Raw genomic sequence first — 15,681 nt, 5'->3', positions numbered from 1 at the left:
CCCGCGAATAGGCCCGCCCAGAAAATGATGTTGTCTGGGCTGACGCATTCGCGGGTAAACCCGCTCCCACAGGGGTTGGTGATAATGCTGACGAGTGCGCCGAGAATCAGGCGTAGGTATCGATAATCCGGCCGAGCATTTCGTCGGATGCCTTGGCCACCTTTGCGCCAAGCTCGACTTCGGTTTTGCCAACCGCCATCTGCACCGTGCTGGTGGCCAGGTCCATCTGCTGGCTGCGGTCGACCGCGCGCAGGCGCTCAGCCTGAAAATCGCTGGACTGGCTGGTGGCGGTACGTTCAGCAGTGGTGTTGGCGATCTGGCCGGCGGCCTGATCGATGCGGTTCTGGCCGGTTTGAATTGCGCTCAAGCCCGCGTAATAAGCGGAGCTACCGGTGATTTCCATGTCAGGACTCCATTGACGCTGGATAACGAACAGGCTCAATTAAAGCAGGCCGGGCCTGAAAAGACCCGTTTAAATCCCTAATGGCTCGGTGCCAGTTAATAGGCCTTGGATATGCCCGCGAAAGGGCCGGGCCTGGAAACGGCTAATCCAGTAGATCCAGTTGCAGGTGCTCAGCCACCATGTCGGCACTGGCCTGCTTCAGTTTGGGCACCCGCCCAAGGCAAGGCGCCGGCAAGCGCTCTGCCAGGCTGGCCAGGTTCTCTTCGAGTCGCGAAGTACGGGGCTCGATGATGTTCGCCACCCACCCAGCCAGTTGCAACCCGTCACGCTCGATCGCCTCGGCACTAAGCAATGCATGGCTGATGCACCCCAGCCGCACCCCCACCACCAGAATCACCGGCAGTTGCAAAGCAACGGCAAGGTCAGACAGGTTTTCCAGGCCCGACAGCGGCACACGCCAGCCACCAGCCCCTTCAACCAAGGTGAAATCGGCATTTTGTTGCAGCACATTGCGCATCGCGGCCAATAGCTCTGCCACGGAAAGCGTCACCCCCGCCTCGCGAGCTGCCACATGCGGGGCAATGGCTGGCTCGAAGGCAAACGGGTTGACCTGCTCATAGGGCAGCTTGATGGTGCTCTCGTCGATCAGCGCCTGGGCATCACTATTGCGCAACCCTTTCGGCGTCATCGTGCACCCAGAGGCCACCGGCTTGGCCCCCAGCGTGCTCATCCCCTGCAAGCGCGCCGCATGCAATAGCCCGGCGGCGATGGTGGTCTTGCCGACATCGGTATCGGTACCGGCGATGAAATAGGCCTGGCTCATCTCGCTCCCCTTACGCCTGTGGCTTGCGCAACACACCATAGACCACTTGATAGGTGGCTGGCAGCCCCGCAGGCTGGCGAAATGCCTCGTACGCCTGCAGCAGGCCCTGCATGCGCGCCCGACCGGTAAGGCCGGAAGGTCGCCCAGGGTTCAGGTTGTGTGCCCCCAACGCCTTGAGTTCGTGGGTCAGGCTGCGCACATCCGGGTAGTACAGCACATGCGGGCAGCGCTGCAGCTCAAGTTGTTCGAAGCCGCTGGCAGCACACAGGCGTTGATAATCTTCGAAGCGGCGGAAGCGGTTCACATGCACCAGGCCATCCACCGCCTGCCAGCTGGCGCGCAGTTCGTCGAGGGTACCCACGCACAGGCTGCTGAAGGCCAGCACACCACCCGGGCGCAGCACTCGCGACGCCTCTGCCAGCACGCTGGCGAACGGGTCGCACCACTGCACGGCCAGGCTGGAAAACACCAGGTCGACACTGCCCTCACGCAGCGGCAAACGCTCGGCATCTCCCGCCACATGATACTGCGCCCCACCCTGTTCATGACGGGCATGGCGCAGCATGCCTTCGGCGATATCCACCGCCACGCCGCTGGCCTGGGTAAAACGCTGCGCCAGGATGCGGCTGAAATGGCCAGTGCCGCTGCCCAGGTCCAGCCAGCGCGACGGCTGCAAGCCAGTCGGCAACTGCTCCAGCAGTCTCAGACCGACAGCGCGCTGCAAGGCCGCCACGCTGTCATAACTGGCTGCAGCGCGGGAGAACGAAGCTGCCACCTGGCGCTTGTCGGGCAACGCGCCGGGTAAAGTCGGACGGGAAAGGTCAGTCATCGCCACTCTCATGCAGGAAACTTTTGATGCCCGCCGCCAGCTCCTGCGGGTACTCCAGCAGGAATGCGTGGGAACTGTCTTCGACCAGGCCCACCTCCACATCGGGCAGCAACTCGCTCAACGCTTTTGCCGCCTCTGCCGGCACCAGTGCATCGCTACCGGCAAACAGATGCAACTGCGGGCCGGCATAGGCCTGCAGGGCTTCACGCGTATCAAGCTTGGCCAGCACTTCAAGGCCTGTGGCCAGGTACAGCGGGTCGGTATCCGGCACGCCGACACCCAGCTGCCGCAGCAAAGTACGCGGTTGCTGGGCGCCATCGCTGCACAGCGTGCGGAAGCGCTTGAGCGTGACGTGGGTATGGCTGCGGCAGCCGTCGAGGAAGGTGCCGAAGGTGTCTTCGGCCATACCATGCGGCCAGTCCGGACGGGCCACGAAGCTGGGGTTGCTGGCCAGGGTCAGCAGGCCACAGCAGTGGTCACCGCGCTTGTGCGCCAGCGCGCTGGCCAGCATGCCGCCCAGCGACCAACCGCCCAACCAGACATCGTTCGGCAGCTTGCGATCCAGGTGGTCGACCCAGGCCTGAACATCGCTGTCGGCCAATTCCGGCAAGGGCATCAGCTCTACCTGCAGGCGGGCATCCTGGGCGCGCAAGCTGGCGGCCAGCGGTTCCAGGGAAGCAGTGCCCAAGCCCCATCCAGGCAGCAGTACAAGGCGATTACGCATCGGCGTTCTCCAACTGTGGATAACACTCGGCCAATGCATTCAACAATAGCTGCACCTGCGCTTCGCTGTGCGCGGCGCTCAGGGTCACCCGCAGGCGCGCACTGCCTGCCGGCACGGTGGTTGGGCGGATGGCCGTCACCAGCAAGCCGCGCTCGCGCAGCCTGCGCGACAGGCGCAGCGCCTGCGCGCTGTCGCCGATCACGATGGGCTGGATCGGTGTCGGGCTGTCCATCAGTTGCAGCCCGATCTGCTGCGCGCCTTCACGGAACTGGCGAATCAACGCCGTCAGATGCTCACGGCGCCAAGTCTCGCGACGCAGCAGCTCCAGGCTCTTGAGCGTGGCACAGGCAAGCGCCGGTGGCTGGCTGGTGGTGTAGATGTAAGGGCGGGCGAACTGCACCAGCGCCTCGATCAGCTCTTCGCTACCAGCAACAAAAGCGCCTGCCGTACCACAGGCCTTGCCCAGCGTGCCGATCAGCACCGGCACATCATCCACGCCCAGGCCGAAGTGCTCGACGATACCGCCGCCCTGCGTACCCAAGGTACCCAGGCCATGGGCGTCGTCGACCATCAACCAGGCACCGCGCGCCCGGGCCACATCGGCCAGCGCCGGCAGGTCGGCCAAGTCGCCGTCCATGCTGAACACGCCATCGGTCACCACCAAGGTATTGCCGACGGCCTTCTCCAGGCGGCTGGCCAGGCTGGCGGGGTCGTTGTGCAGGTAGCGGTTGAAGCGAGCACCGCTGAGCAGCCCGCCATCCAACAGTGAGGCATGGTTCAGACGGTCTTGCAGCACCGTGTCGCCCTGCCCTACCAAGGCGGTGATAGCGCCCAGGTTGGCCATGTAGCCGGTGGAAAACAGCAACGCACGCGGGCGCCCGGTCAGTTCGGCCAGCGCCTCTTCAACCTGATGGTGCGGCGTGCTGTGACCGACCACCAGGTGCGAAGCGCCACCGCCCACACCCCAGCGCTCCGCCCCGGCCTGCCAGGCCGCGATCACTTCGGGATGGTTGGCCAGGCCAAGGTAGTCATTGCTGCAGAAGGCCAGCAAACGCTGACCGTCGACCACCACTTCCGGCCCCTGCGGGCTTTCCAGCAGTGGCCGCTGCCGATACAGGTCTGCGGCGCGCCGTTCGGCCAGGCGCGCCGCCAGGTCGAAGGCCATCTCAGGCCGATGCAGCGTTGTAGAACATCTCGCTGCTGCGCTGTTCGACCAACGCCTGCTCGATGGCTGCCTGGTGCACTTCGTCGGCATGCTCTTCACGCGCTTCGGGCTTGATGCCCAGGCGCGCGAACAGCTGCATGTCCTTGTCGGCCTGCGGGTTGGCGGTGGTCAGCAGTTTTTCGCCGTAGAAGATCGAGTTGGCGCCAGCCATGAAGGCCAGGGCCTGCATCTGCTCGTTCATTTGCTCACGGCCGGCGGACAGGCGCACATGCGACTTGGGCATCAGCAGGCGGGCGACGGCCAGCATGCGGATGAAGTCGAACGGGTCGACGTCCTCTTCCTCGGCCAGCGGCGTACCGGCTACCTTGACCAGCATGTTGATCGGCACTGACTCCGGGTGCTCGGGCAGGTTGGCCAGTTGGATCAGCAGGCCGGCGCGGTCGTCCAGCGACTCACCCATGCCCAGGATGCCGCCAGAGCAGATCTTCATGCCGGCATCACGCACATAGGCCAGGGTTTGCAGGCGCTCGCTGTAGGTGCGGGTAGTGATGATGCTGCCGTAGAACTCCGGCGAGGTGTCGAGGTTATGGTTGTAGTAGTCCAGGCCCGCCTGGGCCAGGGCTGCGGTTTGCTCCTGGTCGAGCTTGCCGAGGGTCATGCAGGTTTCCAGGCCCATGGCCTTCACGCCTTTGACCATCTCCAGCACATAGGGCATGTCTTTGGCTGACGGGTGCTTCCAGGCCGCGCCCATGCAGAAACGGGTGGAGCCGATGGCTTTGGCACGGGCAGCTTCTTCAAGCACCTTCTGCACTTCCATCAGCTTCTGTTTTTCCAGCCCGGTGTTGTAGTGGCCGGACTGTGGACAATATTTGCAATCTTCCGGGCAGGCGCCGGTCTTGATCGACAGCAGCGTCGAAACCTGCACGCGGTTCGGGTCGAAATGCGCGCGGTGCACGGTCTGCGCCTGGAACAGCAGGTCATTGAACGGTTGCTGGAACAGCGCCTTGACCTCGGCCAGGGACCAGTCGTGACGTGTTGTTGCAGTTGTGCTGGCGCTCATCGGCGTTTCCTTGTTTAGGCTGTAGCTGGCGCCGGGACAGGAAAGCCCGCCAGCGCATCACGGATAGCTCGCATAGTCATGGAAGGCCTATGAACTGTCAACCACACTGGAAAATACCGGTTTACAAGTGTTCAATTATTGATCATGCGTGTTTGTTGTGTGATGAGCCTGCCGAGCAGGCCTACCCCCTGTGTATCGCCTGCGAACAGGAATTGCCTTGGCTAGGTGATCATTGCCTGCGCTGCGCCCTGCCGCTGCCCATGGCCGGCCTGACCTGCGCCCAGTGCTGTCGCAACCTGCCGGCCTTCGAGCAGGTGTTTGCGCTTTGGCAATTCGGCTTTCCGGTCGATACGCTGGTCAGCCGCTTCAAACACAACCGGCAGTGGCCCCTGGGCCGCTTGATGGCTGAGTTGCTCGGGCATGGTTTGCTTCACCGCTTTGCCGAAGGGCAGCCCCGCCCTGATTTGCTGTTGCCTGTGCCCTTGGCCAGGCGTCGACTGCGCGAGCGAGGGTTCAACCAAGCGGGGATGCTTGGGCGTTGGTTGTCTTCACAACTTGAGCTGGTTTGCGACGAGCGGTCATTGGTACGCACGCGCGAGACGCCAGCGCAGCAACAGCTGGATGCCAAGGCAAGGCAGCGCAATTTGTACCAGGCGTTTGCGGTCACGGGCGATTTCACAGGTAAGCATGTCGCTATTGTCGATGATGTAGTCACCACCAGTGCCACCGCGCAGGCCATTGCCGAAGTGCTGCGCAAAGCCGGCGCGCAGCGAGTGGATGTGTATTGCCTGGCACGCACGCCCAAGCCGGGGTATGCATGACACTGCACAGTCCTACACAATCCACCTTCAGGTTCTTCACCGACAACGACTCGATGCTCATGCCGCTGCCCACTCTGCTCACCCAGCACATCGCCCGCCGCCCCCAGCGCATCGCGCTGCTGCAGCACATTGCCGAACAAGGCTCGATCACCCGCGCCGCCAAGGCAGCAGGCATCAGCTACAAGGCTGCCTGGGATGCCATCGATGAGCTCAACAACCTGGCCAGCCAACCCTTGGTGGAACGCAGCACGGGTGGCCGTGGCGGTGGCGGTGCGCGCTTGTCGCCGGAAGGTGAGCGGGTGCTGCGCTTGTATCAGCGGCTGCAGGCCTTGCAGGCGCAAATCCTTGAAGCCGCCGAAGAATCCAGCGACCTCGACCTGCTTGGGCGCTTGATGCTGCGCACCAGTGCGCGTAACCAGTTGCAGGGCCAGGTCAGCGGCCTGCGCCGCGAGGGGCGGTATGACCGCGTCAGCCTGGCATTGGGCGGCGGGCTGGAAATTGATGCGCTGATCACGCATGACAGTACTGCGCGGCTGGAGTTGACACTGGGGACGATGGTGGTGGCGCTGCTCAAGGCTGGGTGGGTGCGGTTGTTGGCGGAGGGGGAAGAGGTCGAAGCGGGCAGCAATTGCTTGAGCGCAACGGTGGAAGACGTGCTGACCGAGGATGACGGGCCTGGTGAGGTCCGGCTGGCGCTGGGCAACGGGCAGACGCTGTGCGCCATTGCCGAGGCGGATTGGTTGGCTGGGCAGCACACTGCGGCTGGCTGTTCGGTGCGCGTGCAGTTCCATCCCTCCTATGTGCTGATCGGGGTTCCTGCATAACCTGGCCGCGCTGAGCGCGGTTCGCGGGCAAGCCCGCTCCCACAGGAATTGTGCACACTTTGAAGGCTGCGCTGTACTTGTGGGAGCGGGCTTGCCCGCGAAGAGGCCGGCACAGGTAGAACGCGCTACCATGGCCCCACGCCGTCTATACCCGGAGTCACCATGTCCCACCCCTTCGACACACTCACCCCCGACCTGGTCCTGGACGCCGTGGAAAGCATCGGCTTTCTCAGCGATGCACGGGTGCTGGCACTGAACAGCTACGAGAACCGCGTCTATCAGGTGGGCATCGAGGACGCGCAGCCGCTAATCGCCAAGTTCTACCGCCCAGGCCGCTGGAGCGATGCGGCCATCCTTGAAGAACACAGCTTCACCGCCGAGCTCGCCGACTGTGAAGTGCCGGTGGTTGCGCCGATGCAGCACGACGGCCGCACCTTGTTCGAACACCAAGGCTTCCGCTTCACCCTGTTCCCCCGCCGCGGCGGCCACGCCCCGGAGCCGGGCAACCTCGACCAGCTCTACCGCCTTGGTCAGTTGCTCGGCCGGCTTCATGCGGTCGGTGCCACCCGCCCGTTCGAACATCGAGAAGCGCTGGCGGTGGACAACTTTGGCCACGCGTCACTGAACACGTTGCTGGAGGGCAACTTCGTACCGCGAGAGCTGCTGCCTGCCTACGAATCGGTTGCCCGAGACCTGCTCAAGCGGGTCGAAGATGCCTACGCACGCCCCCCTCACAATGTGATCCGCCTGCATGGCGATCTGCACCCCGGCAACCTGATGCACCGCGACGACGTCTACCATGTGGTCGACCTGGACGACTGCCGCATGGGCCCGGCCGTCCAGGACCTGTGGATGATGCTGGCCGGCAGCCGCGAGGAGCGCCTCGGGCAGTTGGCAGAACTGATCGATGGCTACAACGAGTTCCACGACTTCGACCCGCGCGAGCTGGCCCTGATCGAACCCCTGCGCGCCCTGCGCCAGTTGCACTACAGCGCCTGGCTGGCGCGGCGCTGGGACGACCCGGCGTTTCCGCCCAGCTTCCCGTGGTTCGGCCAGCCCCGCTACTGGGGTGACCAAATCCTCGCGCTGCGCGAACAGACGGCGGCACTGGATGAAGCACCGCTGAAATTGTTCTAGAAGCGCGCCCACCTCTGTCTACAATAGGCGTCGCTTTATTTAGCTACCTAAGCAAGGATTCTGCATGCACGCCGCAAACCCGCGTCGCGGGTACATACTGGGCCTCAGTGCCTACATCATCTGGGGCCTGTTCCCCCTTTACTTCAAGGCGATCCAGAGCGTCCCGGCGGTAGAGATCATTGTCCACCGGGTGCTCTGGTCGGCACTGTTCGGCTCGCTGCTGCTGCTGGTGTGGAAGCACCCCGGCTGGTGGCGCGAACTGCGCGACAACCCGCGTCGGCTAGGCATCCTGGCGCTCAGCGGGGCCCTCATCGCCGGTAACTGGCTAACCTATGTGTGGTCGGTGAACAACGGCCGCATGCTCGAGGCCAGCCTGGGTTACTACATCAACCCGCTGATCAATGTGCTGCTGGGCATGCTGATTCTTGGCGAACGCCTGCGCCGCCTCCAATGGCTGGCGGTGGTCATGGCGACCGTGGGTGTCGCCCAACAGGTATGGCAAGTGGGCAGCCTGCCGTGGGTGTCGCTGGTACTGGCGCTGAGCTTCGGTTTTTACGGGCTGATTCGCAAACAGGCGCCCGTGGCGGCGTTGCCGGGCCTGGTGGTGGAAACCTGGATGCTGGTGCCGCTGGCCCTCGGCTGGTTGCTGCTGCACCCGGCGGCGATGAGTGCCCAAGGGGCGTTCTACGCCAGCAGCGAGGCACTGTGGCTGATGGCTGCAGGGCCGGTGACGCTGATACCGTTGGTGTGCTTCAACGCTGCCGCGCGGCACCTGCCTTACACCACCTTGGGCTTCCTTCAGTACTTGGCGCCAACCCTGGTGTTGCTGCAAGCGGTGCTGCTGTTCGATGAGCACCTTTCGTCGAGCACCTTGGTAGCGTTCATGTTCATTTGGGCGGGTTTGGCGATTTACAGCATCGATGCGTGGTTGAATTTGCGCAAGCGCAGCTGATCAAAAAACGATCAAAACTCTACAGGCCATGTGATGCGTGGCCTGCAGAGACATCTCCAAAGGTTATCCACACCCTCGTCCCCGTGCTTTGTGCACAAGCTGCTGATATTTGGATGTTTTTTGAGCAAAGCTGCGTAAAGCACGCGCGGCCTGGGCTGGAGAGGGGAACCCCCAGGTTATCCACAGGGCCTTCCCCTTGATATCGGGATAACCGCAGGGGGCTGCTTTGCAGCCCCGGCAATCTCGAATCAATCCTCTGCCCGCAACTGCAACTCCACCATCAAGTCATCTGCCAGGCTCTCCAGCTTCTGCTGCAACTCATCCAGCGAAAGGGTCAACGGGAGTGCCAGCAATGCATCTGCATGAAACAACGGCTCGCTGCTCATCGGAGCCGGCCGCACCTCAGTGGTGAACCGCTCCAGATTCACCCCCAGGTCAGCCAGCAAACGAGTAATGTCGCGCACGATCCCTGGTCGGTCGTTACCCACCAGTTCCATGGCAATCGGTTTCCATGTGCAAGAGGGCTCAATGCCGCTCTCGGCAATCAGCACCCGAATGTCATACCTGGCCAATCCCTGCAGCGATGCCACCAGCTCATCGTAATTTTCAGCCGGCACCGCCACCCGCAGGATGCCGGCAAACTGCCCGGCCATGCGCGACATGCGGCTTTCCAGCCAGTTGCCACTGTGGTCGGCGATGCATTGGGCAATGCGCTCAACCTGGCCGGCCTTGTCAGGGGCAATGACAGTCAGTACAAGATGATCCACAAGCCCTTCCTCGTGTCGGGCCGCGCCCGGCGGCAGAAAATCGGGGGGTCGACTCAGTATAGGCAAGGCGCGGCAACCTGCCGCAGGGCAATCTGCACAACCAATCGTGTACTGTTTCAAGATTTATCTGGAACAATCCACCTGTTTTTTGCGAACATACCCACTCCCAGCGTGACCATACGCGACCAACGGGTCGCATAACGGCGCTTTTAGTCTGATTTTGCCCCGCCTACTGCTTCATGTAGTATCGCGTGGCGCGGACTACAAAACGTCGTTTGGATGTCTGCCAAGGCGCCTGTGAAAATACGCACACTGCCCGCCAGCCTGTCTGGCAGGCCGCACCCAGCCGCGCCCGGCACAACCCGGGGGCACGCACTGGTGCCGTGTTTAGAGAAGCGCTACAGGCTTAATACAGAAGAGCGAAATAGCTGAGCAGAGTGAGGCAAGCAATGACTGGATACGTTCAAGTCGGTGGCCTTCAGGTCGCCAAGGTCCTGTACGACTTCGTGAACAACGAAGCCATCCCCGGGACCGGCATCGTCGCCGAGCAGTTCTGGGCGGGTGCAGAGAAGATCATCAATGACCTCGCTCCAAAGAACAAAGCCCTGCTCGCCAAGCGCGACGAGCTGCAAGCCAAGATCGACGCCTACCATCAGGCACGCAAAGGCCAGGCCCACGACGCCGTCGCCTACAAAGCATTCCTCCAGGAAATCGGCTACCTGCTGCCACAAGCCGACGATTTCCAGGCCACCACCCAGAACGTGGACGAAGAAATCGCCCACATGGCCGGCCCGCAGCTGGTCGTCCCGGTGATGAACGCCCGCTTCGCCCTGAACGCCGCCAACGCCCGCTGGGGCTCGCTGTACGACGCGCTGTACGGCACCGACGCCATCAGCGATGAAGGCGGCGCCGAAAAAGGCCAGGGTTACAACAAGGTCCGTGGCGACAAGGTCATCGCCTTCGCCCGCGCCTTCCTCGACGAAGCCGCGCCACTGGCCGCCGGCTCGCACGTCGACTCCACCGGCTACCGCATCGAAGGCGGCAAGCTGGTCGTTGCCCTCAAAGGCGGCAGCAACAGCGGCCTGCGTGACGACGCGCAGCTCATCGGCTTCCACGGTGACGCCGCCGCGCCGACCGCCGTGCTGCTCAAGCACAACGGCCTGCACTTCGAAATCCAGGTCGATGCCAGCACCCCGGTTGGCAGCACCGACGCTGCCAGCGTCAAAGACATCCTGATGGAATCGGCACTGACCACCATCATGGACTGCGAAGACTCGGTTGCCGCCGTCGATGCCGACGACAAGGTGATCGTTTATCGCAACTGGCTGGGCCTGATGAAAGGCGACCTGTCCGAAACCGTGAGCAAGGGTGGCAAAACCTTCACCCGCACCATGAACCCGGACCGCGAGTACGCCGCGCCCAATGGCGGCAGCGTGACCCTGCATGGCCGTTCGCTGCTGTTCGTGCGTAACGTTGGCCACTTGATGACCAACCCGGCGATCCTCGATGCCCAGGGCAACGAAATCCCCGAAGGTATCCAGGACGGCCTGTTCACCAACCTGATCGCCCTGCACAACCTCAACGGCAACACCAGCCGCAAGAACACCCGCAGCGGCAGTGTGTACATCGTCAAGCCGAAGATGCACGGCCCGGAAGAAGTCGCCTTCGCCGCCGAAATCTTCAGCCAGGTCGAAGACCTGCTGGGCATGCCGCGCAACACCGTCAAGGTCGGCATCATGGACGAGGAACGCCGCACCACGGTCAACCTCAAGTCCTGCATCAAGGCCGCCGCCGAGCGGGTGGCGTTCATCAACACCGGTTTCCTCGACCGCACAGGCGATGAAATCCACACCTCGATGGAAGCCGGCGCCGTGGTGCGCAAAGGCGCCATGAAGAACGAGAAGTGGATCGGCGCTTACGAAAACAACAACGTCGACGTTGGTCTGGCAACCGGCCTGCAAGGCCGTGCGCAGATCGGCAAAGGCATGTGGGCCATGCCCGACCTGATGGCCGCCATGCTGGAGCAGAAGGTCGCCCACCCGCTGGCCGGTGCCAACACCGCCTGGGTGCCGTCGCCAACTGCCGCTACCTTGCACGCCCTGCATTACCACAAGGTGGACGTGCAGGCGCGTCAACGTGAACTGGCTTCGCGCACCCCGGCATCGGTGGACGACATCCTGGCCATCCCGCTGGCTGCCGACACCAACTGGTCAGCCGAAGAGATCCGCAACGAGCTGGACAACAACGCCCAGGGCATCCTTGGCTATGTAGTTCGCTGGATCGACCAGGGTGTGGGTTGCTCGAAGGTGCCGGACATCAACAACGTCGGCCTGATGGAAGACCGTGCCACCCTGCGTATTTCCGCCCAACTGCTGGCCAACTGGCTGCGCCATGGCGTGGTCAGCCAGGAGCAGGTGCTGGAAAGCCTCAAGCGCATGGCCGTGGTGGTCGACCAGCAGAACGCCAGCGATGCCCTGTACCGCCCGATGGCGCCGAACTTCGACGACAACGTCGCGTTCCAGGCGGCTGTAGAGCTGGTGGTGGAAGGTGGCAAGCAGCCTAACGGCTACACCGAGCCGGTGCTGCACCGCCGTCGCCGCGAGTTCAAGGCGCGTAACGGGCTGTAAGCAATACCTGCGAACGGGGGCCGCTTTGCGGCCCAATCGCCGGCAAGCCAGCTCCCACAGGGACTGCACAGGCCTTGAAATCCGTGCGGTCTTTGTGGGAGCTGGCTTGCCGGCGATGAGGCCGGAACAGGCCTGTGCTTACTCCAACTTCAATTCCTTCTTCACCAGCTCCAACAGCTTGCCCAGGTCCACCGGCTTGAGCAGGAAGTCCACCACCCCCAGGTGCATCACGTCCACCGCCTCTTTCACATCGGTGTCGCCCGACACCACGATGATCGACAACGCCGCCCGCTCCGACTCACGAATCGTCCGGATCAAATCCAGGCCATCTTCGGGCTGCATGCGCAAATCGGTAATCATCAACCCAATCCGCTTCTGGTAGTGCAGGTAAAGCCTGGCTTCTTCGGCCCCGTCCGCCCCCACCGCATCGATGCCCCGGCTTTTCAAGTACAGGATCAGCGCTTCACGGTTGACCGCGTTGTCATCCACCACCAGCACCAATGGCTTGGGCGCCACGGATGCACTCACCACGGCCAATGCCTCGCGCTCGGCGTCGCTCAGGATGTCGGTGTGCTCAGGCATGGTCATCTCGTCAAAAAAATTCCGCTTCAGCAGTAGGACCACATTATTTGCGTCACCCGATTCGCCTTTGGTCGGGTCTTTGACAGGGGGGCTCATAGACTTACGTCCAATGGGCACCACCCCGCCGCAAGCCGACCATGGAGGCAGAGAACAACAGGGCCGGCACCTATATATAGATATATATAGTTCGGCATAGCGATACGGTCAGTTTCATGAGCAAAAAGGACGCCTACAACCAGGCGGGCAGGACGGCAGTGCTGCAGAACATCCAGGGCACCCTGCAGTTCCTGCAGCGCTTTCCGCCGTTCAACCAGATGGAACACAGCCACCTGGCCTTCCTGGTGGAACAGTGCCAGCTGCGCTTCTATGCCAGCGGCGAAAGCATCGTCAAGCCTGCCGACGGGCCGGTCGAGCACTTCTACATCGTCAAGCAGGGCCGCGTGGTCGGTGAGCGCCAGCACCTGGTCAAGCCCGGCGTGGAGACCACCTTCGAAATCACCAGCGGCGAATGCTTCCCGCTGGCTGCCCTGCTGGGCGAGCGGGCGACCCGCACCGAGCACCTGGCAGGTGAAGACACCTTCTGCCTGCAACTGAACAAGGCCGCGTTCATCCGCGTGTTCTCGATGTCTGAAGTGTTTCGGGATTTTGCCTTGCGTGGTGTCAGTAGCCTGCTCGACCAGGTCAACCAACAGGTACGCCAGCGCGCCGTGGAAACCCTCGGCACCCAGTACTCGTTGAACACCCCCCTGGGTGAGCTGGCCATGCGTCACCCCGTGGTGTGCAGCGCCGATACACCTTTGCGCGATGCCGTGCGGCTGATGCACGAGCAGCAGGTCGGCAGCATCGTGGTGACCGACCCGCAGCGCTACCCTGTCGGCATCTTCACCCTGCGCGACCTGCGCCAGGTGGTAGCTTCACTGGATGCCGACCTGGGCGCGCCCATCGAGCGGCACATGACGGCCAAGCCCTTCTACCTGAGCCCCCAGGCCAGTGCCTTCGACGCAGCCATGGCCATGACCGAACGGCATATCGCCCATGTGTGCCTGGTGGAAAACCGGCGCCTGTGCGGGGTGGTTTCCGAGCGCGACCTGTTCTCGCTGCAACGGGTCGACCTGGTGCACCTGGCGCGTACCATCCGCCACGCACCGCGCCTGGACGCTTTGGTCTCACTGCGCGGGGAAATCAGCCAACTGGTCGAGCGCATGCTCGCCCACGGTGCATCCTCCACGCAGATTACCCAGATCATCACCTTGCTCAACGACCACACCGTGTGCCGGGTGATCGAGCTGGCACTGGCCGAGCGCGGCGACCCGGGCGTGCCATTCAGCTGGCTGTGCTTTGGCAGCGAAGGGCGCCGCGAGCAGACCCTGCACACCGACCAGGACAACGGCATCCTCTTCGAGGCTGCAGACAGCGCCGAGGCCGAAGCCATCCGCACCCGCCTACTGCCACTGGCGCAGTACATCAACCAGTGCCTGGCCCAGTGCGGCTTTACCCTGTGCAAGGGCAACATCATGGCCGGCAACCCCGAGCTTTGCCTGTCGCGTAGCGAATGGGCGCGACGCTTCGCCGGCTTTGTCCGCGAAGCCAGCCCGGAGAACCTGTTGGGGTCCAGCATCTACTTCGACCTGCGCGTGGTCTGGGGCGATGAGCAAGGTTGCGAACAGCTGCGCCAGGGCCTGCTGGAGCAGGTGGCCGATAACCGCCTCTTCCAGCGCATGCTGGCCGACAACGCCTTGCGCCAGCGCCCACCGGTGGGCCGCCTGCGCGAATTCGTGCTGACCCGCCAGGGCAACGACAAGGCCGCCACGCTCGACCTCAAGGTCCAGGGCCTGACGCCCTTCGTTGATGGCGCACGTTTGCTGGCCCTGGCCAATGGCATCGGTGCCTGCAATACCCTTGAGCGCCTGCGCCAACTGGTGGCCAAAGACGTGATCGAGCCACTGGACGGTGCAGCCTATGAAGAGGCCTATCACTTCATCCAGCAGACCCGCATGCAGCAGCATCAGCGCCAGACCCGCGACAACCTGCCGTACTCCAACCGGCTCGACCCGGACAGCCTCAACCACCTGGACCGGCGCATACTGCGCGAATCCCTGCGCCAGGCCCAACGCCTGCAAAGCAGCCTGGCCTTGCGGTATCAGCTGTGAGCCTGTTCGCCTGGCTGCGCCCGAGCGCGCCCGAGCTGGACCACGCGACGCGTCAGCGCCTGGCCCGGCAGCCCAAGCCCGCGCCGCTGGGTGTGTGCAGCTTGCGCGAGCAGCGCTGGGTGGTGCTGGACCTGGAAACCAGCGGGCTCAACCCCAACCGAGACCAAGTGCTTTCGATCGGGGCCGTGGCCATCGAAGACGGTGCCATCGATTTTGCCCAACAGTTCGAACGCACCTTGCACCGGCCTTTGCAGAAGACCAACGCCAGCGTGCTGATTCACGGGCTGGGGCCGAGCGCACTGGCTGCCGGTTGCGACCCGGCCGAGGCCTTGCTGGATTTGCTCGATTTCATTGGCGACAGCCCGGTGCTGGCGTTTCACGCGCCATTCGACCAGCGCATGCTGGCGCGGGCGTTGAAGGAAAGCCTGGGTTACCGCTTGCAGTCGCCATTCCTCGATGTGGCCGAACTGGCGCCGATGCTCAACCCCGACACGGTGCTGCGCGAGGCTGGGCTGGATGACTGGGTGGCGCGGTTTGGCTTGCAGGTAGAGGAACGTCATCATGCCAGTGCCGATGCCCAGGTGACGGCAGAACTGACGCTGATCTTGTTCAGCCAGGCCCGGCGCCAGCAGCTCGACAGCCCGCTGCAGCTGGAGCAGCGGTTGCGTGGGTGGCGGCGGCGCAACGCCCACAATCACGGCCTGTAAATGTGTATTGGCCTTGCAGGCCTCTTCTTTGGTGGTGGCAATCCGATAAGCGTCCATTGCACCCACCCCCTCCCCTCTGCAACAATCGCGAATAATTATCGTTAGTTAAT

15 protein-coding genes are annotated in these 15,681 nt (G+C 63.2%); 7 read left to right on the top strand and 8 right to left on the bottom strand.

Annotation, left to right across the window (positions count from 1 at the left end):
• Positions 1-106: 106 nt before the first annotated feature.
• From QQL85_RS19125 to bioB, 6 genes are all read right to left on the bottom strand, one after another.
• Positions 107-403: a pyrroloquinoline quinone biosynthesis protein PqqE gene (locus QQL85_RS19125; protein ID WP_284355485.1), complete on the bottom strand. Its 297-nt coding sequence runs from the start codon at positions 401-403 to the stop codon at positions 107-109.
• 142 nt (positions 404-545) lie between these two features.
• The gene (bioD, locus tag QQL85_RS19120) at positions 546-1,226 is read right to left on the bottom strand and encodes a dethiobiotin synthase (protein ID WP_043202420.1); all 681 of its coding nucleotides are present in this window, start codon (positions 1,224-1,226) and stop codon (positions 546-548) included.
• 10 nt (positions 1,227-1,236) lie between these two features.
• Positions 1,237-2,055, bottom strand: a complete 819-nt coding sequence (gene bioC / locus QQL85_RS19115; RefSeq protein ID WP_284355484.1) for a malonyl-ACP O-methyltransferase BioC — start codon at positions 2,053-2,055, stop codon at positions 1,237-1,239.
• On the bottom strand, positions 2,048-2,779 hold the full coding sequence (locus QQL85_RS19110) for an alpha/beta fold hydrolase (protein ID WP_284355483.1): 732 nt from the start codon (positions 2,777-2,779) through the stop codon (positions 2,048-2,050). The genes bioC and QQL85_RS19110 overlap by 8 nt, the downstream gene beginning before the upstream one ends.
• Positions 2,772-3,944 (bottom strand): 8-amino-7-oxononanoate synthase, encoded by a 1,173-nt coding sequence (gene bioF, locus QQL85_RS19105; RefSeq protein WP_284355482.1) that lies wholly within the window; start codon positions 3,942-3,944, stop codon positions 2,772-2,774. Before bioF ends, QQL85_RS19110 begins: the two co-directional genes overlap by 8 nt.
• Position 3,945: 1 nt before the next feature.
• Positions 3,946-5,004 (bottom strand): biotin synthase BioB, encoded by a 1,059-nt coding sequence (gene bioB / locus QQL85_RS19100; protein ID WP_016497669.1) that lies wholly within the window; start codon positions 5,002-5,004, stop codon positions 3,946-3,948.
• An 89-nt stretch (positions 5,005-5,093) separates the two neighbouring features.
• Here bioB and QQL85_RS19095 point away from each other — a divergent pair, with 89 nt between their 5' ends.
• The 4 genes from QQL85_RS19095 to rarD all read left to right on the top strand — a co-directional run bounded on the left by QQL85_RS19095 (position 5,094) and on the right by rarD (position 8,738).
• Positions 5,094-5,825: a ComF family protein gene (locus tag QQL85_RS19095; RefSeq protein WP_284355546.1), complete on the top strand. Its 732-nt coding sequence runs from the start codon at positions 5,094-5,096 to the stop codon at positions 5,823-5,825.
• 59 nt (positions 5,826-5,884) lie between these two features.
• Positions 5,885-6,649 (top strand): TOBE domain-containing protein, encoded by a 765-nt coding sequence (locus QQL85_RS19090; RefSeq protein ID WP_284355545.1) that lies wholly within the window; start codon positions 5,885-5,887, stop codon positions 6,647-6,649.
• Between the two features lie 162 nt (positions 6,650-6,811).
• Positions 6,812-7,786, top strand: a complete 975-nt coding sequence (locus QQL85_RS19085) for a serine/threonine protein kinase (protein WP_284355481.1) — start codon at positions 6,812-6,814, stop codon at positions 7,784-7,786.
• 64 nt (positions 7,787-7,850) lie between these two features.
• Positions 7,851-8,738, top strand: coding sequence for an EamA family transporter RarD (gene rarD / locus QQL85_RS19080; RefSeq protein WP_284355480.1), 888 nt, complete (start codon positions 7,851-7,853; stop codon positions 8,736-8,738).
• A gap of 248 nt (positions 8,739-8,986) precedes the next feature.
• Here the strand turns inward: rarD and QQL85_RS19075 are convergent, their stop codons facing one another.
• The gene (locus QQL85_RS19075) at positions 8,987-9,505 is read right to left on the bottom strand and encodes a glycine cleavage system protein R (RefSeq protein ID WP_284355479.1); all 519 of its coding nucleotides are present in this window, start codon (positions 9,503-9,505) and stop codon (positions 8,987-8,989) included.
• A gap of 449 nt (positions 9,506-9,954) precedes the next feature.
• Between QQL85_RS19075 and QQL85_RS19070 the strand changes: the two genes are divergently transcribed.
• Positions 9,955-12,132, top strand: coding sequence for a malate synthase G (locus QQL85_RS19070; RefSeq protein WP_284355478.1), 2,178 nt, complete (start codon positions 9,955-9,957; stop codon positions 12,130-12,132).
• Between the two features lie 138 nt (positions 12,133-12,270).
• Here the strand turns inward: QQL85_RS19070 and QQL85_RS19065 are convergent, their stop codons facing one another.
• Positions 12,271-12,810: a response regulator gene (locus QQL85_RS19065; protein ID WP_284355477.1), complete on the bottom strand. Its 540-nt coding sequence runs from the start codon at positions 12,808-12,810 to the stop codon at positions 12,271-12,273.
• A gap of 116 nt (positions 12,811-12,926) precedes the next feature.
• On the opposite strand from QQL85_RS19065, the gene QQL85_RS19060 reads away from it, so the two are divergent.
• Positions 12,927-14,864, top strand: coding sequence for a DUF294 nucleotidyltransferase-like domain-containing protein (locus QQL85_RS19060; protein WP_284355476.1), 1,938 nt, complete (start codon positions 12,927-12,929; stop codon positions 14,862-14,864).
• A complete protein-coding gene (locus tag QQL85_RS19055; RefSeq protein WP_284355475.1) occupies positions 14,861-15,571 on the top strand; it encodes a 3'-5' exonuclease in 711 nt (236 codons plus the stop codon). Before QQL85_RS19060 ends, QQL85_RS19055 begins: the two co-directional genes overlap by 4 nt.
• The last annotated feature ends 110 nt before the right edge of the window (positions 15,572-15,681 follow it).

This window comes from Pseudomonas putida (assembly GCF_030159595.1).
Lineage (GTDB): Bacteria > Pseudomonadota > Gammaproteobacteria > Pseudomonadales > Pseudomonadaceae > Aquipseudomonas > Aquipseudomonas putida_AC.
This window is presented reverse-complemented; position numbering and strand designations above follow the sequence as displayed.

Coding starts and splice junctions, on each gene's coding strand:
- QQL85_RS19125 (WP_284355485.1), bottom strand. CDS start 403: ATGGAAATCACCGGTAGCTCCGCTTATTACGCGGGCTTGAGCGCAATT.
- bioD (WP_043202420.1), bottom strand. CDS start 1,226: ATGAGCCAGGCCTATTTCATCGCCGGTACCGATACCGATGTCGGCAAG.
- bioC (WP_284355484.1), bottom strand. CDS start 2,055: ATGACTGACCTTTCCCGTCCGACTTTACCCGGCGCGTTGCCCGACAAG.
- QQL85_RS19110 (WP_284355483.1), bottom strand. CDS start 2,779: ATGCGTAATCGCCTTGTACTGCTGCCTGGATGGGGCTTGGGCACTGCT.
- bioF (WP_284355482.1), bottom strand. CDS start 3,944: ATGGCCTTCGACCTGGCGGCGCGCCTGGCCGAACGGCGCGCCGCAGAC.
- bioB (WP_016497669.1), bottom strand. CDS start 5,004: ATGAGCGCCAGCACAACTGCAACAACACGTCACGACTGGTCCCTGGCC.
- QQL85_RS19095 (WP_284355546.1), top strand. CDS start 5,094: ATGAACTGTCAACCACACTGGAAAATACCGGTTTACAAGTGTTCAATT.
- QQL85_RS19090 (WP_284355545.1), top strand. CDS start 5,885: ATGCCGCTGCCCACTCTGCTCACCCAGCACATCGCCCGCCGCCCCCAG.
- QQL85_RS19085 (WP_284355481.1), top strand. CDS start 6,812: ATGTCCCACCCCTTCGACACACTCACCCCCGACCTGGTCCTGGACGCC.
- rarD (WP_284355480.1), top strand. CDS start 7,851: ATGCACGCCGCAAACCCGCGTCGCGGGTACATACTGGGCCTCAGTGCC.
- QQL85_RS19070 (WP_284355478.1), top strand. CDS start 9,955: ATGACTGGATACGTTCAAGTCGGTGGCCTTCAGGTCGCCAAGGTCCTG.
- QQL85_RS19065 (WP_284355477.1), bottom strand. CDS start 12,810: ATGAGCCCCCCTGTCAAAGACCCGACCAAAGGCGAATCGGGTGACGCA.
- QQL85_RS19060 (WP_284355476.1), top strand. CDS start 12,927: ATGAGCAAAAAGGACGCCTACAACCAGGCGGGCAGGACGGCAGTGCTG.